A 25790-nucleotide genomic window follows, 5' to 3' on the forward strand; every position below is an offset into this window, starting at 1 on the left:
GGACCTTGAACAGGGTCTTTTTTTCTTGGAGATCGAAAGGTACATAGGCTCGGACTATAGGAGGCGGGAGCGGATAAGCCCTTACAGGATAAGGGAAATTCGTTCCAAAGTGTTGTATTTATATAAAAGCGGTCGTATAATAATACATAATTATTCATGATTTATACAGAAGCGGCAGTAGAGAGGGGAACGCGGGGAATGGGAGAACACGGTACTGGGGAGAAGGTTAGGATTGCGATCGTCGGTTCGACCGGCTACGGCGGGGTTGAGCTGATCCGGCTGCTGCAGGGGCATCCCAGAGCAGTCATTACGTCAGTGATTTCATCATCGAGCGCGGGAACGCCGATTTCGGAAGGTTTTCCGCATTTAACGGATATTATCGTGCAAAATTTGGACGGTACCGATCCGAAGGAAATCGCCGCCAAGGCGGATGTCGTCTTTACGGCTACCCCTTCGGGCGTGAGCTCCAAGCTGGTGCCGGGCTTGCTGGAAGAGGGGCTTAAGGTCATTGATTTGTCCGGGGATTTCCGGATCAAGCACGGCGCCACGTATGAAAAATGGTATAAGCACACCGCGCCGGATGCGGCTTATTTGGACCAAGCCCTTTTCGGTTTGTGCGAACTGTTTGGAGAAGAAGTCGCCGGCAAGGACTTTATTTCCAATCCCGGCTGTTACCCGACGGCTACCCTGCTCGGTCTAGTTCCGGCCATCAGCGCCGGCTGGATTAACCCGAACAGCATTATCATCGATGCCAAGTCCGGCGTATCGGGTTCGGGACGAGGAACGAGCTTGACGACCCATTTTGCGGAAATTAATGAAAATTTCAAAGCTTACAAAGTGAATAAGCATCAGCATATCCCGGAAATTGAACAGGTGCTTAGCCAAGTGGCCGGTGAGCAGGTGACCGTGACGTTTACGACTCAGCTGGTGCCGATGACCCGGGGAATTATGAGCACGATGTATGCAAACTTGAACGGCGTGTATAATGACGAAGATTTTGTGGAGCTGTACCGGCAGTATTACCAAGGACGGCCGTTCGTGCGCGTGCGCGACACGGGCATTTGGCCGGCGACGAAGGAAGTGCTGGGCTCCAATTATTGCGATATCGGTTTTGCGGCGGATCCGCGAACGGGCCGGGTCACCATTATTTCGGTCATTGACAATATCGTCAAGGGTGCGGCAGGCCAGGCGATACAGAATTTGAATCTGATGATGGGATGGGAGGAGAATCTCGGACTCGGCTATACTCCGGTGTATCCGTAAGCGGGATGAACATAGACATGGGACAATTAACGACGTTTACGCAGGTGAAGGACGGATCGATCGTCACGCCGAAAGGTTTCTCGGCGGGAGGCGTGCACTGCGGACTCAAGAAGACGGATCGCCATGACCTTGGCGCGATCCTGTGCGAGGTGCCGGCCGTGGCTGCGGCCGTGTACACCACGAATGTGTTTCAAGCGGCACCGCTGAAGGTGACGCGCGAGAGCCTGCAGAATGGCACGCTGCAGGCTGTGATCGTGAACAGCGGCAACGCCAACGCGTGCACTGGGCAGCAAGGCGAAGCCGATGCCTATGACATGCGGGCGGCCGCAGCCCGCCACCTCGGCGTGGCGGAGCAGGACGTGGCCGTCGCGTCCACGGGCGTGATCGGCGAGCTGCTCAAGATGGACCGCGTGAACGCGGGCATCGAGTCTCTGCCGCCGCGGCTCAGCAGCGCCAATTCGGGCGCGGAGGACTTCTCGCAGGCGATCCTCACCACGGACCTGGTGAAAAAAGAAGCCTGCGTATCGGTGTTGGTGAACGGCAAAGAGGTGACGATTGGCGGCGCGGCAAAAGGTTCGGGGATGATTCATCCGAACATGGCGACGATGCTCGCTTTTATGACGACGGACGCGGCTATTGACCAGGAAGCTCTGCAGCAGCTGATGCGGCAGGCGACGGACGTGACGTTCAACATGATTACGGTGGACGGCGACACGAGCACAAACGACATGCTGATCGCCATGGCCAGCGGGCTGGCGGGGAACGAAGTGCTTACGCCGGCGCATCCGGACTGGGAGCCGTTTGCCGAAGGATTTACGTATGTGTGCCGGAGCTTGGCCCAAGCGATTGCGCGGGACGGCGAAGGTGCGACGAAACTGGTCGAGGTCAGCGTCACCGGCGCAGTTAGTGACCTGTCGGCACGGGCGATTGCCAAGACGGTCATCGGCTCGAGCCTGGTGAAATCGGCTGTGTTTGGCGCCGATGCCAACTGGGGACGGATCATCGCAGCCGTCGGACGTGCGGGCGAGCCGGTAAATCCGGAGACGGTCGACATCCGGCTGGGCGATATCAGCGTATTGGAACAATCGCGTCCAGTCGCCTTTAATGAAGATGAAGCGTTGGCTTACTTGAAAGGGGACACCGTCCGCATCGTCGTGGATCTGCACGGCGGAGCCGGGCAAGCCACCGCCTGGGGCTGCGATTTGACTTATGACTACGTACGGATCAATGCGGCTTACCGGACATAAGGCGAAGGCAGCTGCAGGGGAGAGTGAATGCATATGAAGACGCTGGAGAATGAGCAGGGTTCCCGTATTGGAGCGGATGGCCAGCAGACGTTTGTCATGAAGTGCGGGGGAAGCACGCTGGCAGCGCTGCCGGATTCCTTCTTTGAGGATCTGAAGCAGTTGCAGCAGCAGGGCGTGCAGCCGGTCATCGTCCATGGGGGTGGTCCGGCCATTTCGGACAATCTCGCCAAGCTGGGGATTGAAACGGAATTTGTGAACGGCCTGCGCAAGACGACCGAGGATGTCCTCGACGTCGTGGAGATGGTGCTGGCCGGAACGATCAACAAGCAGATCGTGCGGCGGATCCAGAGCACGGGCGGCAGGGCTCTTGGCCTGTCTGGCGTCGACGGGGGACTAATCCAAGCCGAGCCGGTTGCGAACGCGGCCGAGGTTGGCCATGTCGGCGACGTTACCTACGTGGAATCGGCGATCGTTAAAGGCATTACGGCCATGGGCTACATGCCGGTCATCGCGCCGGTCGGGGTGGATGCGGCCGGGCAGCGTTACAACATTAACGCCGATACTGCGGCGGGCGCCGTCGCTTCTCATTTGGGAGTCGACCGGATGATCGTGGTCACGGACGTGCCGGGCATCCTGAAAGCCGTGGATGGCGAGAAGCAGGTGCTGCCTTCGGTGACGGTGCAGCAAATCGAAGACATGATCGCCAGCGGCGACATTTACGGCGGCATGATTCCGAAGGTTCGGGCCGCGGTGAGCTGCATCCAGGGAGACGTGCAGGAAGTCGTCATCGTGGACGGCAGCGAGCCCCGGGTACTGAGCCGGGTGCTGCAGGGTGAAGTGTTGGGTTCCCGCATCGTGCGGGATTAAGATAAAGGCAGGAACATTATACACAGGGGCACAGGGGGAGACCTGCGGCTCCGGGAGAAGGAGTGATTAGGGATGAGTGCAAGCGAACAGGCAAGCTCATTGTTTCAGAACTATGCCAGATATCCGATCAGCCTGGTGAAAGGGCAAGGGAGCTGGCTGTGGGACGATAAAGGGAACAAATACCTCGACTTTATGTGCGGTATAGCGGTGACCAATCTAGGCCATGCGCCGAAGAAAGTGACCGAGAAGCTGAAAGCCCAGCTGGATGAGCTGTGGCATGTATCGAACCTGTTCCACATTCCGAACCAGGAAAAAGCAGCTTCTCTGCTGACGGCGAACAGCTGCGCGGATGCGGTGTTCTTCTGCAACAGCGGCGCCGAAGCGAACGAAGCGGCCATCAAGCTGGCCCGCCGCTACCACCAGAAAGTGAAAGGCACCGGACGCTTTGAAATCATCACCTTCCATCAATCCTTCCACGGACGTACGCTGGCTACCCTGACGGCAACCGGCCAAGACAAGGTAAAGGACGGCTTCCTACCGCTGCCTGCCGGCTTCAAGAGCGTACCGCTGCATGATCTGGACGCGCTGAAAGCAGCTATCGGACCGGATACGGCTGCGATCATGATCGAGATGGTACTGGCGGAAGGCGGCGTGCTCGTCGTGCAGCCGGACTTCCTGAAGGCAGTGAAGGCGCTGTGCGAACAGCATGGGCTTCTACTCATCTTCGACGAGGTGCAGACCGGCATGGGGCGTACAGGCAAACTGTTTGCGTATGAGCATTACGGCATTGAACCGGATATTTTCACCCTCGCCAAAGGCATTGCCAGCGGGTTCCCGGCGGGAGCGATGCTCGGCAAAGGGTATCTGAAAGACGCGTTTACGCCGGGCAGTCACGGTTCTACCTTCGGCGGCACGCCGATCGCAACGGCAGCGATGATCGCCACGATCGAGACGATTCTCGAAGATCAGCTGCCGCAGCGCGCCGCGGACATGGGCGAGTATTTGATCCAGCAGCTGAACGAAAAGGTCGCTGTGCATCCTTTTGTCAATGAAGTGCGCGGCTTGGGGCTGCTCATCGGCATCGAATGCAAGGAGCCGGTGAACGACATCGTGCTGGAAGGGCAGAAACGCGGGCTGCTGTTCGTGACCGCTGGTCCGAACGTGATCCGCCTGCTTCCAAACCTGTATATTTCCAAAGAAGAAATCGATCAGGCCGTCGGCATGATTGCCGAGCTGATCCATGATCATACCGCAGTAAACAAGGCGTAGCCGGGCAGCATTAGAGCATGCACTGATAAAGGAGGACGTAACGATGTTGAGCCAAACCGGGCTGCTGCAGGATATCGACCTGAAGGGAAGAGACCTGCTGGAGCTCGACGATTATACACCGGAAGAAATTCAGTACTTGATCGATCTGGCGATCGAACTCAAGCGCAAGCAGAAGAACGGCGAGGAATACCAGCCGCTGAAGGGCAAAACGATCGGACTTATTTTCGAAAAATCATCCACCCGTACCCGGGTATCGTTCGAAGTGGGGGCGTTCCAGCTCGGAGCCCACGCGCTCTTTTTAAGCAAAAACGACATCCAGCTTGGACGCGGAGAAATTATCAGCGATACGGCGCAGGTGCTGTCGCGTTACCTGGACGGCATCATGATCCGCACCTTTGGACATCACAATGTGACGGATCTGGCGAAATACGCCTCCGTTCCCGTCATCAACGGCCTGAGCGATCTGGCGCATCCGTGCCAGGTGCTGGCGGATTACCAGACGATCTATGAGCACAAGGGCCAGCTGAAAGGCCTGAAGCTCGCCTACATCGGCGACGGCAACAACATGGCCCATTCCTTGATGATCGGCGGCGCCAAGCTGGGCGTGAACGTATCGATCGCAAGTCCGGAAGGGTACACCCCGGATCCGGCCGTGGTGAAGGCCAGCCAAGAGATCGCCAAGGAGAGCGGCGCGCAGATCATCGTTACGCACAGTCCGGAAGAAGCGGTGAAGGACGCAGACGTCATTTATACCGACGTATGGGCCAGCATGGGCTTTGAGGAAGAGCAGAAGGTCCGCGAGGCGGCGTTCAAAAACTATCAAGTCGACGAGAAGCTGGCGCAGCTGGCGAAGGCAGACTACCTGTTCATGCACTGCCTGCCGGCACACCGTGGGGAAGAAGTGAGCGAAGGGGTCATCGACGGCAAAAACTCGGTTATTTTCGACCAGGCTGAAAACCGTCTGCATGCGCAAAAAGCGCTGATGGCCGCATTGATGGGTTAAGATTAGTCAGGAGAGGGAGTTAAGACATGGCAAAAGAAAAAATCGTACTGGCGTATTCCGGAGGTCTGGATACGTCGGTCATTCTGAAGTGGCTCAAGGAAACGTATGATGCCGAAATCATCGCATTTACGGCCGATATCGGACAGAAGGAAGAGCTGGACGGTCTGGAGGAAAAGGCACTGGCTACCGGCGCCTCGAAAGTATACATTGACGATCTGCGCGACGAGTTCGCACAGGATTTCATCTTCCCGATGTTCCAATCGGGAGCGCTGTATGAAGGGCAGTACCTGCTCGGCACGAGCATTGCGCGCCCGCTGATCGCCAAGCGCATGGTGGACATCGCCCGTGCGGAAGGCGCGACCGCGATTGCACACGGCGCAACGGGCAAAGGAAACGACCAGGTGCGTTTCGAGCTGGCGGCTGCGGCCCTGGCTCCGGACATCAAAGTTATTGCTCCATGGCGTCTTGAGGAGTTCCGCAACGAGTTCCCGGGACGCGCGGAAATGATCGCTTTTGCCGAGAAGCACGGCATTCCGGTAACAGCCTCTGCGGCGAAGCCTTATTCGATGGACCGCAACCTGCTGCATATCAGCTATGAGAGCGGCGTACTCGAGGATCCTTGGTTCGATGCCAGCGCTCCGGAAAATAAAGACATGTACCTGCTAAGCGTGTCTCCTGAAGACGCGCCGGATGAGGCGGAATACGTGGAGCTCGATTTTGTGCAGGGCAACTGCGTCGCCATTAACGGCGAGAAGCTGAACCCGCTGGCCGTAATGGAGCGCCTCAACGAGCTCGGCGGCAAACACGGCATCGGCCGCGTGGACATGGTGGAGAACCGCTTTGTCGGCATGAAGAGCCGCGGCGTGTATGAAACGCCAGGGGGCACGATCCTGTTCACCGCGCACCGCAAAATGGAGTCGATCACGATGGACCGCGAAGTGATGAACCTGCGCGACAGCCTGATCACCCGTTACAGCACGCTCGTGTACAACGGCTTCTGGTTCGCACCGGAACGTCTGGCACTGCAGGCGCTCGTAACCGAAAGTCAGAAGAACGTGACCGGTACGGTGCGCGTGAAGCTGTACAAGGGCAACATCATCGCCGCCGGCGTGAAGAGCCCGGTCAGCCTGTATAACCCGGACATCGCCACGATGGAAGCCGATCCGACCCAAGCGTACGATCAAGGGGATGCTACCGGCTTTATCCATTTGAACGCCCTGCGTCTTAAAGTCGGCACAGGTGTGGCACAGAACAAATAATTTTTCCATGATATAATCAACAGCACAAGCATGTCGTAGGGAGGCCGTTCCTTGTCGGTCACGGGAAGGGGCGGCCCTCTGCTGTCAAGCAAGAGGGGAGAGAACGATAGTGGGCAAACTGTGGGGAGGACGCTTTACGAAGCAGACCAACCATCTGGTAGACGAATATACGGCTTCGATCGGTTTTGACCAGGCGCTCGCCGAGGAGGATATTCAAGGCAGCCTGGCTCATGTGACGATGCTGGGCAAATGCGGAATCGTTCCGCAGGAGGACGTGGAGACGATCAAGGCGGGGCTGCAAACCGTTCTGGACAAAATCCGTCGTGGCGAAATCGAGTTTTCGGTGGTGGACGAGGACATCCATATGAACGTGGAGAAAAATCTGATCGCCGAGATCGGCCCGGTTGGCGGCAAGCTGCATACGGGACGCAGCCGGAACGATCAGGTGGCGACCGACATGCACCTGTATTTGCGCAAGCGGGTCGTCGAGCTGGCCGGCATGCTGCATGAGCTGCAAAAATCGCTGATCGGACAAGCAAGGGACAACCTGGATACGATCATCCCGGGGTATACGCATCTGCAGCGGGCGCAGCCGATTCTGTTCGCCCATCATCTGATGGCGTACGTCTCCATGTTCCAGCGCGATATTGAGCGCCTTATGGACAGCTACAAGCGCATTAACGTCCTGCCGCTCGGCGCAGGCGCCCTGGCCGGGACGACGTTCCCGATCGACCGCCATTTCGTGGCGGAGCAGCTGCAGTTTGACCGGGTCTACGAGAACAGTCTGGATGCGGTCAGCGACCGCGACTTTATCGTGGAGTTCCTGTCCCACGCGTCCATCATTATGATGCATCTCTCCCGCCTGTCCGAAGAGCTGGTGCTGTGGAGCAGCACGGAGTTTAACTTTATCGAGCTGGACGACGCCTTCTGTACCGGCAGCAGCATCATGCCGCAGAAGAAAAACCCGGACGTGCCGGAGCTCGTTCGCGGTAAAACCGGCCGCGTGTACGGAAATCTGATGGGTCTCCTGACCGTCCTCAAGTCGCTGCCTTTGGCGTACAACAAGGATATGCAGGAAGACAAGGAAGGCATGTTCGACACGGTGGCCACGCTGGAGGGGGCCCTGCAGCTGTTTGCGCCGATGATCGCCACGATGAAGGTGAACAAGAGCCGCATGCGCGAAGCGGTCAACCAGGACTTCTCGAACGCGACGGACATCGCCGACTTCCTCGTCGGCAAAGGGCTGCCGTTCCGCCAGGCGCATGAAGTCATCGGCAAAACGGTGCTGTACTGCATCCAGCAGGGCAAGTACCTGCTTGACCTGACGATGGAGGAGTTCCAGCAGTTCTCGCCGCTGTTCGACGACACGATTTATGAGGTGCTGCGGCCGGAAACCGTCGTGAATGCCCGCAATGTGTACGGGGGCACGGCGACGGATCAGGTGGCTGAAGCGATTAAACGCGGTGAGGTGCTGCTCAGCATGACAGAGCAGTGGCTTGCCGAGCACGTATAAACGATAAATTGCAGATCAGAAATAGCAGATAGAAAAAGGCGCTTCCCTTGTGGAGGCGTCTTTTTTCGTTGAGTCCCCCATATTTTTCATTTGCCGTATTTACAACGTAACAATGTTATGTTACATTATTTCTGCGAGGAGGATGTGCAATGAACGAAGAAGAGATTTCCAAAAAGGATCTGCTGGAGCTGACCGGAATTTCCTATGGACAGCTGTACCGCTGGAAGCGGAAAAACCTCATTCCCGAGGAATGGTTTATCCGCAAGTCTTCCTTCACGGGACAGGAGACCTTTTTTCCGAAGCAAAAAATACTGCAGCGCATAGACCGCATTCTCAATATGAAGGACGGTTTGTCCCTCGACGAGCTGGCCGATGTGTTTTCACCGAGCTCCGGCGAAGTATCGATCACCCCAGGCGAGCTTTTACAACGTAACATTGTTACCAATATGACGCTGGATCTGTTTGAACAGGAGCTGGGGAAACAGGACGTGCTGACGTTCGCCGATATTCTCTCGGTCTATGTACTGGAGAAGCTGCTCAAGAGCGGAGAAATAACCCGGGATGAAGGCAAGATGCTGTTATCCCTCATGCGGGATCATTACGCTAAAGTGGCAAGCAGACCGTGCGAGCTGGCGCTCGTCCGCAAAATGGGCGTGCCGCTGCTGCTGCTAATCGAGACTACCGAGCATGTATATGTGGACCGGGATGCCAAGTGGGTGTTCCGCCTGCCTTTAAGGGGCTGTATCGAGGAATTGAAATTAAAAATCAACCAATCGGAGGTTTGAGGCGATGGAGCGGGAACAAAGACATGACATGTCGATGTCGGGCATCGGGACGGTGGCGTCCGGTGTGTATAAAACGGTTAGGATTGACGGGATCAGCAAGGTGAAGGGAGATATCGACTGCATTACGCTGGATTCCAACGGCACCCTGAATATTTCGGGTTCAGTGCTGGGGGAAACGGTCAAGATCAACGGGACGATGTCGATCGGCGGCAATTTATCGGCCGAACGTTTGATTCTGGACGGCATGGGATCGGTCAAAGAGATGACCCGCTGCAGCGAATCGGCTGCGATCAACGGCCAGGTCACCCTGGAAAAGGGACTCAACAGTGAGAAAGTGGAAGTGTCGGGCAGCCTGAAATCGAGAGGGGACGTGCAGTGCGAGGTGCTTTCGGTTCACGGCGGCTTTAACGTGGATGGGCTGGTGAACGCCGGCGAGATCGACTTGAAGATGAGCCTGGCGAGCAAAGCCAAGGAAATTGGCGGGGATCATATTACTGTGCGCCGGTTGAAAAAAGCGCCTATTTTGCTGCAGTTGGCCCCGGTCTTCAACAACCGCCTGAAGGCCGATCTCATTGAAGGGGACTTCGTGGACCTGGAATATACCGAAGCGGATGTCGTCCGCGGCAGCGAAGTACGAATCGGCCCCGGCTGCAAAATCGGCAGAGTCGAATACAAGGTCGACTTCAAGCGGGACGGAGACGCTCAGGTCGGATCGGCGAAGCAGATCTGAAGCAGCGTTGAAGCAGATGTGAATCTGCGCTGAAACCTGCTGCTAGGCAGCAATAGAGCAAAGTCCCAACAGGGGTGCATTAGATAACATTCAGGGTATGCCCGGACGACCGGGTATTCATAAGGGAGGAAAAGGTCATGACGGCAAATGGAAACCGCCAAGGGCTTGGCGATATTAAAATCACGGGCAGCGGGAGCTCGGGAGGCGGAACCTTTAACCAGGTCAAAATTATGGGTGACGCGGAAATCAGCAGTACGGCGGACTGCGGGCTGTTTAAATGCCTGGGCACGGCTCAGGTGAACGGCTCCCTGATCGCGGAAACCGCATCCGTCAACGGAACACTGAACGTCCGGGAGAACCTTCAGGGCGGACTGCTGAAGTCTCAGGGCGAGGTAAGCGTGTCCGGGGATCTGCAGTTGAAAAGCATCAGCATTAACGGCGAGCTGGCCGTCGGCGGCAATGTGTCTTCGGATTTCGTCAAGATCAACGGGGGCCTCCGGGCGGCGTCCGGCCAGACGGAGGAGCTGCTCGTGCGGGGCGTAGTGGAAGTCCCGGGCATGCTGAACGGCGAGCTCGTCGAGATTAAAATGTATGGACCGAGCAGGATTGGAGAGCTCGTAGGTGCCAAAATCACCGTCAAGAAAGGGCTGGAGATTCCGCTGTTCGGGAAGATGACTTCCCATTACGACGGCGGGGATCTGAGCGCGGATAGCATTGAAGGCGACGTCGTTTATCTGGAGAACACCAAGGCTGCCGTCGTCCGGGGCAGAAGGGTGAACATCGGCAGCGGATGCGAGATCGGACTGGTGGAGTATACGGACGAATTCAAGCAGGACACAGCGGCAAGTGTAGGCCGGTTTGTCCGGCTGGGATAAGATATTTTACAAATAACATAAAGGGGTAGTGCGTGACATGACAGAGAAAAAGAACAGGCTGGGTCTGATTGTCGCCGGTCTGCTGCTCGGCGTGCTGATCGCCGCGATGGACAACACGATTGTCTCCACCGCAATGGGGACGATTGTCGGCGAGCTTGGCGGTCTGGACCAATTCGTCTGGGTCACCTCCGCGTATATGGTGGCAGAGATGGCCGGCATGCCGATCTTCGGCAAATTGTCCGATATGTATGGAAGGAAAAGATTTTTCGTATTCGGGATCATCATGTTCCTGCTGGGTTCGGCCTTGTGCGGGACGGCACACAGCATTACCGAGCTGAGCATTTACCGGGCAATTCAGGGAATTGGCGGCGGGGCGCTTGTGCCGATTGCATTTACGATCGTGTTTGATATTTTTCCGGTGGAGTCCAGAGGCAAGATGGCGGGCATGTTTGGCGCCGTATTCGGGGTGTCGAGCTTGTTCGGACCGCTTCTCGGAGCGTATATCACCGATTATTTGGAGTGGCGCTGGATATTCTATATTAACCTGCCTTTAGGCATTGCAGCCTTTCTGCTGGTGGTGCTGTTCTATCATGAGTCTCATGAGCATTCCAAGCAAAAGATCGACATTTGGGGAGCCGCTACGCTGGTGGGCTCCGTGGTCAGCCTGATGTTCGCGCTGGAGCTGGGCGGCAGTAAATATGCCTGGGATTCACCGGTCATTATCGGATTGTTCGCCGCGTTTGCCGTGCTGATGATCGTCTTCCTGGCCGTGGAGGCCAAGGTGGCTGAACCGATCGTGTCCTACGACATGTTCCGCAAAAGACTGTTCGCCTTCAGCAGCGCAGCGGCCTTGTTCTATGGGGCGGCTTTCATTACCGCAGCCGTGTACATTCCGATTTTCGTGCAAGGGGTCATGGGTGGAAATGCAACTAACTCCGGGTTGATACTACTTCCGATGACACTGAGTTCCGTAGTTGCCTCGCAAGTAGGGGGCATGCTGTCCACCAAAATGTCGTTCCGCAGCGTCATGATCCTGTCTGCAGTCATATTCGGCGGCGGCATGCTGCTGCTAGGCACGATTACGCCGGAGACGACGCGGACGATGCTGTCCATCTATATGCTGATCGCCGGCTTCGGGATGGGATTTTCATTCTCCGTGCTCGGGATGTCGGCTATCCAGGGTGTGGATGCCAGACAGCGGGGCTCGGCCAACTCGACGATTTCCTTCCTGCGCTCGCTGGGAATGACGGTGGGGATTACGATCTTCGGCATCATCCAGCGAAATGACTTCCATGACCGGCTGAGCAGCACCTTGGGCGGGGCTTCCGGCCAGAATATGCCGGCCACGATGGATCCGCAGCAGATGCTTTCGCCGGAGCGTAGAGCGCTCATCCCGGCACCGGTCATGGAGAAGATCAGCAGCGCGCTGTCCGTCTCCGTGGACCATGCGTTCCTGTGGGCCGTGATACCGGCGGCGCTGGCGCTGGTTTCGGTCTCCCTGATGGGCGGATCACGGCTGCAAATGTCCCAGATGGGACCGGGAGCGCGTAAGGATGGGGCGCATCATTAATAGAAGCGTGATTTGGAAAATTTCTTTCTTAGAAGTGAAGAAGCTGGGGTGCAGTTCAGTGCCCTGGCTTCTTCTTTATTTTGGCAGGTGATTGCAATTCATGGTGCTTGTATCTATGTATCTATGTAGCTCTAGTCCTTAGCGGAGTGATCAGATAAACCAGGGACTCATTTTTAGAAGCAGCAGTAACAATGAGGGGTTTTAAAGGACTTGCATATTGAATACTGATCCATTCGCTGTCAATTACACGTATGATGTCCTGCATATACTTCCCGTTGAAAGCAATACGAAATGGCTCCCCTTGAAAGTTCTGCACAGGAGTAGTCTCGTTAACATCGCCAACTTCTGGCGTACTGGAGCTTAATTCCAAGGAAGGGGGTGTTCCATTCAGCAGAACCGTTTGTCCGCCCGCAACCAAATTAACCCGCTCGATCGCGCTGAGAAAGGCTGCTGAGGAAACCCGAACTTCTGTTACATATGTGGCGTTGGTCATCGTTTCCATTTGCGGGAAGGATCCGGTCATTAGAGGAATGTAAGCCGCGAGATCTTGATTCTGTATAACCATCCGGTGATTGCTGAAGGAGATCCGCAGCTTCTCTCCGGACAGCAGCTTGGAGACATGCTTTAAATATGCGGAAGGTATGATGGCCTCAACTTCATTGCTCAGATTGCGGTCAAGAAGGGTTGTATATGAAGCCAGGCGCACACCGTCTGTAGCCATCAGCTTCATTGAGCCATTTGCAATGTGAAACAGGGCGCCGGTTAATACTGGCCTGGCTTCATTGGAACTGGCGGATGAAAAAACGACCTGCTGAACCATTTTTTTAAATTGAGAGCTCGATAGCTCCACATCCAACAGGTGGTTTCCGAGGTCTGGAACGGAACAGCTATCCTCTGGATCCATTCCGTAGAGTCGGAATACAGTACTGCCTGAGCTAATCTTTAATAGGAAAGGCGGCTGTGTTTCCAGGGTCACTACTCCGGCAGGCAGCTTGCGAATCATGTCCGCAAATAGACGCGAAGGCACGGCAATGGACCCCGTTTGACAATGTCCCTCATCGAGTGGAAGCTTTGCTTGAATGACCATTCCCGAGCTTGTTCCTGATGCAAGAGTCAGTCCATTCAGACTCGTATGTAAATGAATCATAGAGTTCTGCGGTTGTGCCGAGGATACCGAAGCTGCGACGGCAACCTGTTGAACGGTTTGAGCCAGAAGATCACCTGGGATACGGACGAACACGGGCGTCACCTTTTTCTTTTAATTTTGGTCGGAAAAATAATGTTCGATCATTCCACGCAGAACTTCGGACCGAGTAAACTGATGGTCGTCACAATAGGCATCAAGGCGGCTCCATGTTGCCTCGGATAAAGTTAACGATACTTTGCGGGTCGTCCCGATCCCTTTTCTGCCTGCTCCCCGGCGCGCTCCGCCACGGGTAAACATGAAGCTCAACTGCCCTTCCTCATCGGGGATGCCGATTTTTACTTTGTTGCGCGGCTCCATGATCATGCCTCCTGTTTGAATAAGGTAACCTATTTCAAATATTTTCTAATATTAATCTATCACAGTTCGAAAGTGTTGGGCAAGAAGCACTCCTTTTAGCGTCAAGCGAATCAACCCACCCAAAACGGGGTATAAAAGGGTAAAAGAACTGAAAAGGAGTGAGCGTCATGAAAATCATTATTACGCAGGCGGAAGCGGTAGAGAAGGGCATCTGGGGCGAAGTCATGAAGATGTTCGGCGTCGAGGCCGAAGAGGAAGTGTGGCCAAGCGAGGAATACATTATGACGGAGGAGCAGGCGCGCCGGCTCGGGATTATTCAGTAGAGCTCACATATGATTATAAAAAGGGTGTCTCCAGCGGTTTCGTTAAACCGACGGAGGCACCCTTTTGCTTCGTTTGGATTATAGCTGACAACTAATTGCCTTCATCTGCCCTCAGAAGTTCGGCCCGCTTACGCCGTCCTCCACGATTTGCTCTTCAGAGCCTGGAGCGGGGCTGCCCTCTCCCGGATCTTCCGTATGGACCGCGATCAGCCGGTTTTGCGGGCGGTACGTATCACGGGAAATGCGTTTGCGCGATACCTCCTTGCCGTCCACCTTCTTGATTTGATAGGTCTCGACGACGTAGCCGGGTTTGCCGCTCTGCAGGATCTCCTGGCCGCCGACCGGAAGGGTCGGATTCTGCACGAACTTCTCGGTGACCGGAAGTGTTTCGACCGTGCGGGACATGAGGTCATAGGTGACATTTTTCGGGAAGGTGCCAAAAAATTTGACGATCAGATTCCGATCCTTGACTTCGGCCTGAATTAGCAGCGACTTGCCGGTATTGTTCCGGAAGCGAAAGTTGATCGAGCCTTCGGCAAACGTGGCGTCCTGCCCTTTCGGCAAGTAGCTGACCGGCAGGGAATGGTTGCGCCGCTCGACGATTTCAAGCCCGGTCCGGACCGCCGCATTGTACACGGTGCTGGACACCTGGCAGATGCCTCCGCCTACTCCTGGAACCAGCTTCCCGTTAAGAATGACCGGCGCCTCCTGGAACCCGTATTTTTCCTCCGCCTTGGCAATGACCTTGCTGTAATCAAACACGTCACCCGGCTTCAGCACCATGCCGTTCACCACCTTGGCGGCGGAATCGACATTGTATACCCTTCCCGGCCCGCTCGAACCGAGCCCGGTGGAGAACTCGATGATTTTTCGCTCGATTCCTTCTTCCTTGAGGCTGCCGATCGTGACGTTCGGCACCATTCGGTACAGGGGAAGGTCCAGGCTGAGCTTGGGCTTCTCACCGCCGGCAATCAGGGCGAAGTCCTTCGGAATCAGCGCGGTCATCTGCTCCTTGAGCGTGTTCCAGTCAATCCGCGAGACCGAAACCTCAGGCGTGTACACGACCTCGTCTTTCCCTGAGATCCGCCGCGTGGCTTCCACCGGAAGGCCGAAGTGCTCCTGCTCCCACTCCGGTGTAAATTTCTCCTTCAGCGCGGAAATGTCCCAGTGGGGCACGATGTTCCAGTCCGTCTGAAAATGCCAGCGGTATTTCAGCTGGTCCAGCCAGCTTCCTTCATGCAGCTTCGCAACCGCCTCTTTAAAGGCGTCCGCTTCAAACGAAACGCCGGCCTCCTTCAGCGTCAGCTGGGCATCGGGAATACCTTTGGCGGCCACGGACAGCGTCAAGGGAATGCTCTCCATCTGTCTGAGACGGGCGTCCAGCAGCTTAAGCGCCTCATCTGAATCTTTTCCTCCGAGCGGGTATCCGGCAACCTGGATCTTATCCGGAAGGGTGTTTTGTCCGATATAAAGATGTACCCACCCGGCGGTGACGGAACCGATCAGCAGGATGCTGGCGATAATGATCAGGCTCAAATGAATTTTTTTCATAGGGTTCCCACCTCTTTCGCTTCCTCTTCATCGTGATTGATGCTGTCTTTCCATATATATGTAGGCAAAGTGGAAAAATTTCGGGTACTCAAAAGGTAACAATTTTGTTACAATGAAACACATCGTGATGATTCCTACGCTTTTTTAAAGGAATTAGCTGGAATGTGTCGAATTTATAATGGCTAATTATGTAATTAGGAAGTGATGAACGAAGTGATTGAAATGCAGGACGTATGGAAGACCTACCAGAATGGAACCCATGCATTGCAAGGCGTATCGGTCAAGATCGACCGTAACGAATTCGTATACGTCGTCGGACCGTCCGGCGCAGGCAAATCGACATTCATGAAGCTTATTTATAGAGAAGAAGTGCCGACCAAAGGGCAAATCTCTGTGAACGGTTTTAATATCGGCAAGCTGAAGCAGCGGAAAATTCCGTATGTGCGCCGGAATATCGGCGTCATTTTTCAGGATTTCCGCCTTCTTCCGACGCTGTCGGCATATGAAAACGTGGCTTTTGCCATGGAAGTCATCGAAGCGCCGAAGCGGCAGATGAAAAAGCGCGTGATGGAGGTGCTGGATCTGGTTGGACTGAAGTCCAAAGCCACCCGCCTTCCAGCGCAGCTGTCCGGGGGAGAGCAGCAGCGGATCGCGATCGCCAGAGCCATTGTGAACAACCCGGCGGTCATTATTGCGGACGAGCCTACCGGCAACCTGGACCCCGAAACTTCATGGGGCATCATGCAGCTGCTTGATGAGATCAATTTCCGCGGAACGACCATCGTCATGGCCACCCACAACAAGGAGATCGTGAACACGATGCGCAAGCGCGTCATCGCGATCGAGCACGGCAACATTGTACGCGACCAGCAGAGAGGGGAATACGGGTATGACTTTTAACACCTTTCTGCGGCATTTGCGGGTCGGGTTTAACAGCATCTTCCGCAACGGGTGGATGACCGTAGCCTCCGTTACCTCCATCGTGGTATCCCTGTTCGTGCTCGGGGTATTTATCATCCTGGTGCTCAATGTCAACGCTTTGGCCGACAAGGCCGATAAACAAGTGCAGATCCGCGCTTATCTCAACCTGAACGTCGACCAGAAGCTGCGCGAGAAAGTGCAGAACGAAATCTCCGCGATGCCGGAGGTTAGCAAAGTGCAGTTTATTTCCAAAGAGCAGGGCCTCACCGATTTCCGCAACAGTATGGGAGACGAGGGGAAGGAGCTGCTGGAAGGCTTCAGCAAGGATAACAACCCGCTACCGGACACGATTATGGTCGAGGTGATCGAGCCGACGACGGTTCCGTTCGTCGCCCAGAAGATCGAGGCGCTGAACACGAGCCATACGGAGCAGCCGATCATGAAAGTGAAGTACGGCAAAGGCACAATCGAAACGCTGTTTAAAGTGACGCGCCTGGTGCGCAACATCGGGTTTATTTTCGTGGCCGGCCTCGCCGTCATGTCGATGTTCCTGATCTCCAACACCATTCGCGTCACGATTCTTGCCCGCCGCCGGGAAATCAGCATCATGAAGCTGGTTGGGGCGACGAATTATTTTATCCGCTGGCCGTTCTTCGTGGAGGGCACCCTGATCGGACTGATCGGGTCCGTCATCACGGTGGCGCTGCTGTTCGTCGGTTATGACCGGCTGGCCGCCTCTATCGGCTCGGATTTTACGCTCCAGATGTCACTTCTCCCGCTGAGCCAGCTGTGGCAGTGGGGAGGATTACTGATTGTCCTCGGCGTGCTGATCGGCATGTGGGGAACGACCCTATCTATTCGCAAATTTTTGAAGGTATAAGAACAAGAACGATAAGCAGCTGACGGAGAGTCTTGGTTATACAGGAGAAACTTTTGGAAAAGGACGGGGAACGCAAGTTGAAAAAGATCGCCACTTGTTTGGCCGTAGTTATGATCGCAGCGGCTGTAATTCAGCCTTCGGAAGGTCTGGCAAAGAAAAAAACGGTCGATGACATCGACCATGAACTGAGAGTGCTGCAGCAGCAGGCGAAGACCGCCAAGCAGCAGAAGAGCAAGGCGGAAGCCCAGAAGCAGGAAGCGCAGCATTACAAAAATAAAACGACCCAAAACCTTCAGTATGTCATGAACCAGATTAATACGGTGAGCAACACGATGACCAAATTGACGGTTCAAATAGACGATACGCAGGACAAGCTTCATCAGACCGCGACCGAGCTGGATGCCGCCGAGGAGCGGATCCAGTCGCGGGAGAAAATGCTGGAGTCCCGGGTACGTCTTATGTATACCGACGGCAACGTATCCTATTTGGAGGTGCTGCTCTCATCGACCAGCTTCTCCGATTTCCTGGAGCGGGCAGACGCTCTTAAGGAATTCGTAGACCAGGACAAGGACTTGCTGGAGCAGCACAAGAAGGATAAGGCGCTGGTGCTGGCTAAGAAAAAGGAACTGGAGTCGGATTACGCCAAAGCCAAGGATTTGTATGCCCAGATGGAAGACCAGAAGGCCATTCTGGCTGAAAACGAGCGGCAGAAGCAGATTCTGATCGCACAGTACGACCAGAAGATTGAAGAATCCGACGACACCAGTGAAGAGCAGGATCAGCTGCTCGTCACGCTCGTCAGCAAGCGTGCTTCCCTGGAGCAGGAGAAGAACAAGCTGAAGGCTGAAGAAGCAGCGAGAAGGGCGGCGGCAGCCAAGGCGGCTGCTGCGAAGAGAGCGGCTGCAGCAGCAGCGGCAGCGGCCAAGAAGAGGAGCGTCACAACGACGGTTGAAAGCTCGGGCGGCTTCTCGGGCAGCGGCGGACCGCTGTATATGCCGGTTAGCGGAGCCCGCATTTCTTCGTCTTTCGGCCGAAGAGTCCATCCGGTTACGGGTGAAGTCGGCAAGATGCATAAAGGGGTGGACCTTGCCGTTCCGCAGGGAACGCCGATCCACGCCGCTGAAACGGGAACCGTCACGCTGGCCGAATGGTGGAGCGGTTACGGGTACTGTGTCATCATCGATCATGGAGACGGAATGTGGACCCTCTATGGACATATACGTGAAGGCGGTATTAAAGTAAAGGTAGGCGAGCATGTCAGCCGCGGTCAGGTGATTGCAGAATCCGGCGCAACGGGACAAGTCACGGGGCCTCACCTTCATTTTGAAGTCCGTCAGAATGGAACGCCTGTGGACCCGATGCCGTATCTGTAGACCGTATAAATATTCCGTACAAGCCGAACATATACTAGGATGGTTAAGTCTGGTCATAAGAGGTTCGGCCGGAAAATAAAAGGCGGTGAAACTTACTTTGAAGAAACGTACGGTCGCATTGTTGGTCGTCGTAGGTATGCTGTTGGGAAGCGTACTGACCCTCGTGTTAACAAGCGCAAGCTTTGCGAATCAGGCCTCGACGGGCCAGGGCGTGCTAGCGAGCGTGGTCAGCGGCGGCTTGAAGCAGGATGAAGCGAAGAAAATCGGTACGGCTCTGGATCTCATCCAAGGCAATTATTACGAGGATGTGGACCGGAGCAAACTGGTGGACGGTGCCATCAACGGCATGATGGAATCGCTGGAAGATCCGTACTCGACTTATATGGGTAAGCAAACGGCACAGGAATTTGAGGAGAGCATCGAGGGCTCGTTCAGCGGCATCGGTGCCGAAGTGTCTTCGGAAGACGGCAACGTCGTTATTGTGTCTCCGATCAAGGGATCGCCTGCGGAAAAGGCAGGACTCCGCGCCAAGGACATCATCCTGACGGTGAACGGAGAATCGCTGAGCGGGCTTGAGCTGAACGATGCGGTTTCGAAAATCCGCGGTCCAAAAGGCAGCGAGGCGAAGCTGACGGTCCGCCGCAGCGGCGTATCGACGCCGCTTCAGTACACTATCGTGCGCGACGATGTCGATCTGGAGACCGTCAATGCCCACATGGAACCGGGTAAGGTAGGCGTGATTGAAATTACCCAGTTCTCCCTGAACACGGGCGATCGCTTCAAGGAAGAGCTGGCGAAGCTCGAGAGCGAAGGCATGAAGGGCCTCGTCATTGATGTCCGGAACAATCCCGGCGGCGTGCTGTCCGTCGTAATCGATATCGCCGAGCAGTTCGTGCCGAAAGGCAAGCTGATCGTTCAGGTTGAAGACAAGAACAAGAAACGCGAGAAGAGCGAGTCCAAGGGAACGGGCAAAGACTATCCGGTCGCCCTCTTGATGAACAAAGGAAGCGCCAGCGCATCCGAAATTCTGGCAGGTGCCTTGCAGCAATCGGCCGGAGCGAAGCTGATCGGTGAAAACTCCTTTGGTAAAGGAACTGTACAGACGAGCTTCGACAAGCAAATGGGCGACGGCAGCCTGCTCAAGATTACGATCGCGAAATGGCTGACGCCAAACGGCAGCTGGATCCACAAGAAGGGGATCAAGCCTGACATTGCGGTGGATCAGCCGGATTACTTCTCGGTGGCTCCGATCAACAAGGACAAATCGCTGGAATACAACATGAATAACACTGACGTGAAGAGTGCGCAGATCATGCTGGACGGCCTTGGCTTCAAGCCTGGACGCAAAGACGGATTCTTCGATGAGAAAACCGCGGCGGCCGTCAAGTCGTTCCAAAGCAGCGCGAAGCTGAGCGCGAACGGAGTTATTGACGCGAAGACGGCGGAAGCACTCGAGAACGCGCTGATCGAGCACATCCGCGATCCGAAATACGATAATCAATTGAACCGCGGGATCGACGAGGTGCGGAAGGAAATTGCCGCTGCCGCGTCGAATCGTTAAGAAGGCTGATCTTTAGCCTTCTTTTTTTCTTGCGTCTGATGTCTGTCCTGGATATGCGTAAATGTTATGGTAAAGGAGCGTGGTGACGGATTGGATGTCGCATTGGAACTGCTGTGGAAGTTGGGGGATGCTTTGTTACAGCTGCTGACGCAGCCGTTTTATTATATTTCGATCATTTTGATGGCACTTGTGTACCGTAGGCAGGTACTGCTGGAAAGAAAGCTGTTCTCCGTCCGGCTGCACAGCTGGGGGCTGCAGACATGGCGGACCTTTTGGGGCGGACTGCTGGCCGGGATTGGCGTCTCGGTGGCCGCGGCGTTTTTGGGAATTTCGCTGACCACAGAAGCGGTGATCTGCATTTGGGTGGTAGCTATCGTGCTGCTGCTGTTCCGGGTAAGGTATTTATGCTTTGCTTACGCCATCGGGATCTTGGGCGTGATTCAGTTTGTGATGGGGCTGTTTTCCTGGAGTCCGGACGGGTTCCTGAAAACGGTCAAGGATACGGTAGCGGGTCTGGATATTCCTGCCCTGCTTGCCTTGGTAGCCGTGCTGCACTTGGCCGAGGCTCTGCTTATCCGCTTGCAGGGAGCGTCCTTTGCTAATCCGCTCTTTATTGAAGGGAAGCGGGGCAAGCTCGTTGGAGGCTACCAGATGCAGGTGTTCTGGCCGATTCCTCTGTTTCTGCTGATTCCGGGAGCCTCGGATACCGTTCTGCCTTGGACGCCTTTATTTGGCGGAGACGGATGGAGCGGCGGCTTCAGCATGATGGCGCTGCCAGTGGTGATCGGCTTCAGCGAAATGACGCAGAGCCTGCTTCCGCAGGTGAAGGCCGATCGGACGTTCAAACGCCTCCTTATCTATGGCGTCGTACTGCTTGCTTTTAGCATTCTGTCGGCTTGGTGGAGCCCGCTGGCGCTTGTGGCGGCCTTGATCGCCTTTGTGCTTCATGAAGGGCTGGCGTGGTACAGCCGGTATGAGGAGCAGCACCGGAGCCCGGTGTTTGTCCATCCTGCGCAGGGGCTGAAGGTGCTGGCCGTCATTCCCGGGAGCCCTGCCGAAGAGCTGGGCATTGCGGCCGGCGAATCGATTATGAAGGTCAACGGCATGGCGATCCGGTCCAAGGAGCAGCTGCATCTGGCGATCCGTAAAAACCCGGCCTTCTGCAAGCTGGAAGTGCAAAACCTGCAGGGTGAGGTCAAGTTCCTGCAGCGGGCGATCTACGACGGGGATCATCACCAGCTGGGCGTTATCCTGGCCCCTGACCCGGATGCAGGTGTGGCGCTGGTGCTGAAGCCGGTCAATCTGTTTCAGCTGATCGGCATGAAAATTCATGCCCGCAGCAAGTCGTCCACCCCTGTATCGCATGATGCGCGGGAAGCCGACATGTAAGGCAAGAACGCAAAAAAAAGCGTGGGAGCTCTGAAGCTTCCACGCTTTTTTTGTCTTTATGAAAGGTCCAACGGGCGGTTTGCTGGCGAAACAGGAGGTTACGGATTATTCCTGAAGCTGGCGGAGGACGATGATCTCTACCCGGCGGTTTTTCTGCCTTCCGGCTTCGGTGCCATTATCCCCGACAGGACGCGTGTCGCCGTATCCGGCGTACTGGAACTCGTCCGGGTTCAGATGCTTTTGATCGAGGAAAAACCGCAGGACCGACAGCGCCCGCGCTCCGGAAAGCTCCCAATTGTCCTTGTAATTCGAAGCATGCACGATCGGCAGATTGTCGGTGTGACCCTCAATGCTGATCACCGTGCTCAGGTTCTTAAACAGGCTGGCTAGCTTGTCCAGCACCGGAGCCGAGCCGGGCTTTAGGTCCGCTTTGCCGACATCGAACATAAATTGGTCGCTCAGCGTAATGGAGATGCCTTGAGGCTCGTCCGCTACAAATATCTGGTCCTCCAACCGGTTATCCTTCACATACTGCGAAATAACCTGCATCAGGTTCTGGAGCTCCTGCTCCTGCTTGCGGAAGGCAAGCTCCCGTTCGGTCAGTTCCTGAGAACCGCTGTTCTGCGGTTTTTTGGCCGTGTCGGGATTTCGATGCGTATTTTTGTCCGCTTGACCGGTGATGCCGGATCCCTTCTCGAGGATCGAGTCGCCGCTTTTGAACGTATGCTGCAGGGATTGTGTGATCGCTTCGTACTTCTCAACGTCCAGCCGGCTCATCGCGAACATCATGACGAAAAAGATCAGGAGCAGCGTGATCAGGTCCGCATAAGTGATCAGCCACCGGTCCCGGCCGCCGTCTCCTTCGCTTTTCCTCCGGCCTTGGCGTCTATTCCGCTGTCTCATCGATGAATTCCTCCTTCACGGCAGGGGCATGATAGCTGTCCACCGGTGTGAAGGAAACGAGCTTTTTACGCACCATGTTGGGGTGCTCGCCGTTCTGAATCGCCAGAATGCCCTGCATCAGAAGTTCCATTTGCTGAATTTCATCGGCGCTGCGAGACTTAATTTTCGACGCAATGGGTAAAAAGATAATATTGGCGCTCGCCACGCCGTATAACGTAGCGGTAAATGCTACCGCGATCGACGGCCCGAGATCGGTCGGCTCGGACAAGCTGCCGAGGACATGGATCAGCCCCATAACGGTGCCGATAATACCCATGGTCGGGGCGTAGCCGCCTGCGGACTCGAATATTTTGGCGTAGTTTTCGTGCTTTTGCTCTACAGCGTCCATTTCGAGCTCCATGATTTGTTTGATCTGGGATTCTTCCGTTCCGTCGACGACCAGCCGAATGCCTTCGCGAAGGAACGAGTTGTGATGGTCCATCGCCATTCTTTCAAGGGAGAGCACTCCATTGCGCCTGGCCGCTGTGGCCATGCCAACCAAGTCTTCGATCAGCTGGTTCGTATCCTCGGCCGGTTTGCTGAAGGCAAAGCGCAGCGCTTTGGGAATCGTCTTGAGCCGGTGAAGCGGGTAACTGACAACGACAGCGGCAATAGTTCCCCCGAATACGATCAGGGCGGCCGCTGCCTGCATTAATCCATTAATCTGACCTCCTTCCCATAAAAAGCCACCTACCAGCGCGGCAAGTCCCGCCAGGATGCCCAGTATTGTTGTGATTTCCATGTTGTGCTATCACTCCTGTTCATGAGTTAGGGTTTGCATACGGCACTTGATCAGAGTATAATAGACGGGAACAAATATTCTTATTTCAACAATGATTTCCTATAGCTTATATCGGGAAATCTCGACATATAGTTTAGAATATCTATTTTAGATGATAAGGGTGATGTTGGGCAATGAGCGATATTGTCGTCAGTACCAAGACGTTTGAGCTTGAGTCGGAATACACACCGCAGGGCGACCAGCCGAAGGCCATTACCGAGCTGGTGGAAGGCCTGAAGCAGGGGAAGAAGCATCAGACGCTGCTCGGTGCGACCGGTACCGGCAAGACCTTTACCATTGCGCAGACCATCGCCAAGGTGCAGCGGCCGACGCTGGTCATCGCGCATAACAAGACGCTTGCCGCCCAGCTGGCGAGCGAATTCAAGGAGTTTTTTCCGAACAACTCCGTCGATTATTTTGTGAGTTACTATGATTACTATCAACCGGAAGCGTACATCCCTTCTTCGGATACGTATATTGAGAAAGATTCGAGCATCAACGAGGAGATCGATAAGCTGCGCCACTCCGCGACCAGCTCGCTGTTCGAGCGGCGGGACGTTATTATCGTGGCGAGCGTCTCGTGTATTTACGGCTTGGGTTCGCCGATGGAATACTCCAGCATGCTGCTGTCGCTGCGCGTAGGTATGGAGAAGCCGCGCAATCAGATTTTGTCGCGCCTGGTGGACATCCAATACCAGCGCAACGACATCAACTTCGTGCGCGGGACGTTCCGTGTTCGCGGCGACGTCATTGAGATTTTCCCGGCTTCCAAAGGGGAACAGGCGATCCGCGTGGAGCTGTTCGGGGACGAGATCGAACGGATTACGGAGATCGACGTCCTGACCGGTGAGCTGATCGGTGAACGCGATCATATCGCGATTTTCCCGGCGTCTCACTTCGTAACGAAGGAAGAGACGATGCGTGTGGCGCTGGTCAATATTGAGCGGGAGCTGGAAGAGCGGCTCGAGGAGCTTCGCTCCCAAGGCAAGCTGCTCGAGGCTCAGCGCCTGGAGCAGCGCACGCGCTACGACATCGAGATGATGAAGGAAGTCGGCTTCTGCTCGGGGATTGAGAACTATTCCGGACCGTTAACGTTCCGGGAACGGGGAGCAACCCCATATACGCTGCTGGACTATTTTCCGGATGATATGCTGATCGTCGTCGACGAGTCCCATGTGACGCTGCCGCAGATCCGCGCGATGTACAACGGGGACCGGGCGCGCAAGACGGTGCTGGTGGAACACGGATTTCGTCTGCCGTCGGCTCTGGACAACCGCCCGTTGACGTTCGAAGAGTTCGAGAGTAAAGTGAATCAAATTATCTACGTGTCAGCGACGCCGGGACCGTACGAGATCGAGCACTGCAATGAAATGGTTGAGCAGATCATCCGTCCGACAGGTTTGTTGGATCCGGTAATCGAAGTCCGCCCGACCGAAGGGCAGATCGACGATCTGATCGGGGAGATCCGGGAGCGGATCGACCGCGACGAGCGGGTGCTCGTGACGACGCTGACCAAGAAGATGGCCGAGGATTTGACCGACTACCTGAAAGAGATTGGGATCAAGGTCCGGTACCTACACTCCGATATCAAGACGCTGGAGCGGATGGCGATTTTGCGTGACCTGCGTCTGGGTACGTTCCATGTGCTGATCGGGATCAACCTGCTGAGAGAGGGACTTGACCTGCCTGAGGTATCTTTGGTTGCGATCCTGGATGCCGACAAGGAAGGCTTCCTCCGCTCGGAGCGGTCTCTCATTCAGACGATCGGCCGCGCGGCCCGGAACTCTGAGGGCTTTGTTCTGATGTATGGCGACAAAATTACGGACTCGATGGACAAAGCGATCAAAGAAACCCAGCGCCGCCGCACCATGCAGATCGCCTATAACGAGCAGCACGGAATCACGCCTCAGACGATCCGCAAGAAGGTGCGGGACGTTATCGAGGCGACGAAGGTGGCCGAGTCGAAGGCGGAGTATTTGACCGGCACCGGCGGCAAGATGTCGAAGAAGGAGCGCCAGTCGGTGATTCAGCGTCTGGAAGCGGAAATGAAGGATGCCGCGAAGAACCTGCAGTTCGAGCGCGCAGCCGAGCTGCGTGACGCCCTGCTGGAACTGAAGGCGGAATAAACAAGAACATGGATAAGATAAGGGAACGGCCGCTTGTACTGGTCGTTCTCTTTGTGGA

The 25790-nt window shown here is 55.5% G+C and carries 23 protein-coding genes; 18 read left to right on the top strand and 5 right to left on the bottom strand.

Annotated elements, in window-relative coordinates:
• Positions 1–198: 198 nt before the first annotated feature.
• From argC to GCU45_RS19200, 11 genes are all read left to right on the top strand, one after another.
• Positions 199–1263, top strand: coding sequence for an N-acetyl-gamma-glutamyl-phosphate reductase (argC, locus tag GCU45_RS19150; protein WP_152399997.1), 1065 nt, complete (start codon positions 199–201; stop codon positions 1261–1263).
• 17 nt (positions 1264–1280) lie between these two features.
• Entirely contained in the window at positions 1281–2510 is a 1230-nt protein-coding gene (gene argJ, locus GCU45_RS19155) for a bifunctional glutamate N-acetyltransferase/amino-acid acetyltransferase ArgJ (protein WP_152399998.1), read from the top strand.
• Between the two features lie 33 nt (positions 2511–2543).
• Positions 2544–3377, top strand: a complete 834-nt coding sequence (gene argB / locus GCU45_RS19160; RefSeq protein ID WP_152399999.1) for an acetylglutamate kinase — start codon at positions 2544–2546, stop codon at positions 3375–3377.
• A gap of 72 nt (positions 3378–3449) precedes the next feature.
• Complete coding sequence (locus GCU45_RS19165; protein ID WP_145028147.1) at positions 3450–4646, top strand: acetylornithine transaminase; 1197 nt, start codon at positions 3450–3452, stop codon at positions 4644–4646.
• Positions 4647–4692: 46 nt separating this feature from the next.
• Positions 4693–5649, top strand: coding sequence for an ornithine carbamoyltransferase (gene argF / locus GCU45_RS19170; RefSeq protein WP_152403203.1), 957 nt, complete (start codon positions 4693–4695; stop codon positions 5647–5649).
• Positions 5650–5675: 26 nt separating this feature from the next.
• Positions 5676–6908: an argininosuccinate synthase gene (locus GCU45_RS19175; RefSeq protein ID WP_076174549.1), complete on the top strand. Its 1233-nt coding sequence runs from the start codon at positions 5676–5678 to the stop codon at positions 6906–6908.
• Positions 6909–7017: 109 nt separating this feature from the next.
• Positions 7018–8421 carry an argininosuccinate lyase gene (argH, locus tag GCU45_RS19180; protein WP_152400000.1) on the top strand — a complete coding sequence of 468 codons (1404 nt, stop codon included), beginning with the start codon at positions 7018–7020 and terminating at the stop codon, positions 8419–8421.
• Positions 8422–8570: 149 nt separating this feature from the next.
• Positions 8571–9206 (top strand): YhbD family protein, encoded by a 636-nt coding sequence (locus tag GCU45_RS19185; protein ID WP_089549763.1) that lies wholly within the window; start codon positions 8571–8573, stop codon positions 9204–9206.
• Positions 9207–9210: 4 nt separating this feature from the next.
• Positions 9211–9936: a bactofilin family protein gene (locus GCU45_RS19190; RefSeq protein WP_116233513.1), complete on the top strand. Its 726-nt coding sequence runs from the start codon at positions 9211–9213 to the stop codon at positions 9934–9936.
• A gap of 137 nt (positions 9937–10073) precedes the next feature.
• Positions 10074–10811, top strand: a complete 738-nt coding sequence (locus GCU45_RS19195) for a cytoplasmic protein (RefSeq protein WP_145947959.1) — start codon at positions 10074–10076, stop codon at positions 10809–10811.
• Between the two features lie 37 nt (positions 10812–10848).
• The gene (locus tag GCU45_RS19200) at positions 10849–12381 is read left to right on the top strand and encodes an MDR family MFS transporter (RefSeq protein WP_152400001.1); all 1533 of its coding nucleotides are present in this window, start codon (positions 10849–10851) and stop codon (positions 12379–12381) included.
• Positions 12382–12502: 121 nt separating this feature from the next.
• Here GCU45_RS19200 and dnaN read toward each other — a convergent pair whose 3' ends face one another.
• Both dnaN and GCU45_RS19210 read right to left on the bottom strand, forming a co-directional pair.
• Positions 12503–13630: a DNA polymerase III subunit beta gene (gene dnaN / locus GCU45_RS19205; RefSeq protein WP_152400002.1), complete on the bottom strand. Its 1128-nt coding sequence runs from the start codon at positions 13628–13630 to the stop codon at positions 12503–12505.
• 9 nt (positions 13631–13639) lie between these two features.
• Positions 13640–13885, bottom strand: a complete 246-nt coding sequence (locus GCU45_RS19210) for a hypothetical protein (RefSeq protein WP_105444821.1) — start codon at positions 13883–13885, stop codon at positions 13640–13642.
• Positions 13886–14052: 167 nt separating this feature from the next.
• Between GCU45_RS19210 and GCU45_RS33830 the strand changes: the two genes are divergently transcribed.
• Positions 14053–14208 (top strand): hypothetical protein, encoded by a 156-nt coding sequence (locus GCU45_RS33830; RefSeq protein ID WP_167372917.1) that lies wholly within the window; start codon positions 14053–14055, stop codon positions 14206–14208.
• 111 nt (positions 14209–14319) lie between these two features.
• Here the strand turns inward: GCU45_RS33830 and GCU45_RS19215 are convergent, their stop codons facing one another.
• Positions 14320–15759: a VanW family protein gene (locus tag GCU45_RS19215; RefSeq protein ID WP_152400003.1), complete on the bottom strand. Its 1440-nt coding sequence runs from the start codon at positions 15757–15759 to the stop codon at positions 14320–14322.
• Between the two features lie 213 nt (positions 15760–15972).
• Between GCU45_RS19215 and ftsE the strand changes: the two genes are divergently transcribed.
• The 5 genes from ftsE (at position 15973) to GCU45_RS19240 (ending at position 21883) form a co-directional block, all read left to right on the top strand.
• Entirely contained in the window at positions 15973–16659 is a 687-nt protein-coding gene (ftsE, locus tag GCU45_RS19220) for a cell division ATP-binding protein FtsE (RefSeq protein ID WP_089550485.1), read from the top strand.
• Positions 16649–17560 carry a permease-like cell division protein FtsX gene (ftsX, locus tag GCU45_RS19225; RefSeq protein ID WP_076174530.1) on the top strand — a complete coding sequence of 304 codons (912 nt, stop codon included), beginning with the start codon at positions 16649–16651 and terminating at the stop codon, positions 17558–17560. Before ftsE ends, ftsX begins: the two co-directional genes overlap by 11 nt.
• Positions 17561–17637: 77 nt before the next feature.
• The gene (locus GCU45_RS19230) at positions 17638–18933 is read left to right on the top strand and encodes a murein hydrolase activator EnvC family protein (RefSeq protein WP_152403205.1); all 1296 of its coding nucleotides are present in this window, start codon (positions 17638–17640) and stop codon (positions 18931–18933) included.
• Between the two features lie 136 nt (positions 18934–19069).
• Positions 19070–20494: a S41 family peptidase gene (locus GCU45_RS19235; protein ID WP_145028275.1), complete on the top strand. Its 1425-nt coding sequence runs from the start codon at positions 19070–19072 to the stop codon at positions 20492–20494.
• Positions 20495–20584: 90 nt separating this feature from the next.
• A complete protein-coding gene (locus tag GCU45_RS19240; protein ID WP_244364160.1) occupies positions 20585–21883 on the top strand; it encodes a PDZ domain-containing protein in 1299 nt (432 codons plus the stop codon).
• Between the two features lie 105 nt (positions 21884–21988).
• Here the strand turns inward: GCU45_RS19240 and GCU45_RS19245 are convergent, their stop codons facing one another.
• A complete protein-coding gene (locus GCU45_RS19245; RefSeq protein WP_116233521.1) occupies positions 21989–22786 on the bottom strand; it encodes an OmpA/MotB family protein in 798 nt (265 codons plus the stop codon).
• Positions 22770–23567, bottom strand: coding sequence for a flagellar motor protein (locus tag GCU45_RS19250; RefSeq protein ID WP_152400005.1), 798 nt, complete (start codon positions 23565–23567; stop codon positions 22770–22772). The genes GCU45_RS19245 and GCU45_RS19250 overlap by 17 nt, the downstream gene beginning before the upstream one ends.
• 173 nt (positions 23568–23740) lie before the next feature.
• On the opposite strand from GCU45_RS19250, the gene uvrB reads away from it, so the two are divergent.
• On the top strand, positions 23741–25732 hold the full coding sequence (gene uvrB / locus GCU45_RS19255) for an excinuclease ABC subunit UvrB (RefSeq protein WP_152400006.1): 1992 nt from the start codon (positions 23741–23743) through the stop codon (positions 25730–25732).
• The last annotated feature ends 58 nt before the right edge of the window (positions 25733–25790 follow it).

This window comes from Paenibacillus cellulositrophicus, assembly GCF_009363095.1.
GTDB classification, from domain to species: domain Bacteria; phylum Bacillota; class Bacilli; order Paenibacillales; family Paenibacillaceae; genus Paenibacillus_AQ; species Paenibacillus_AQ favisporus.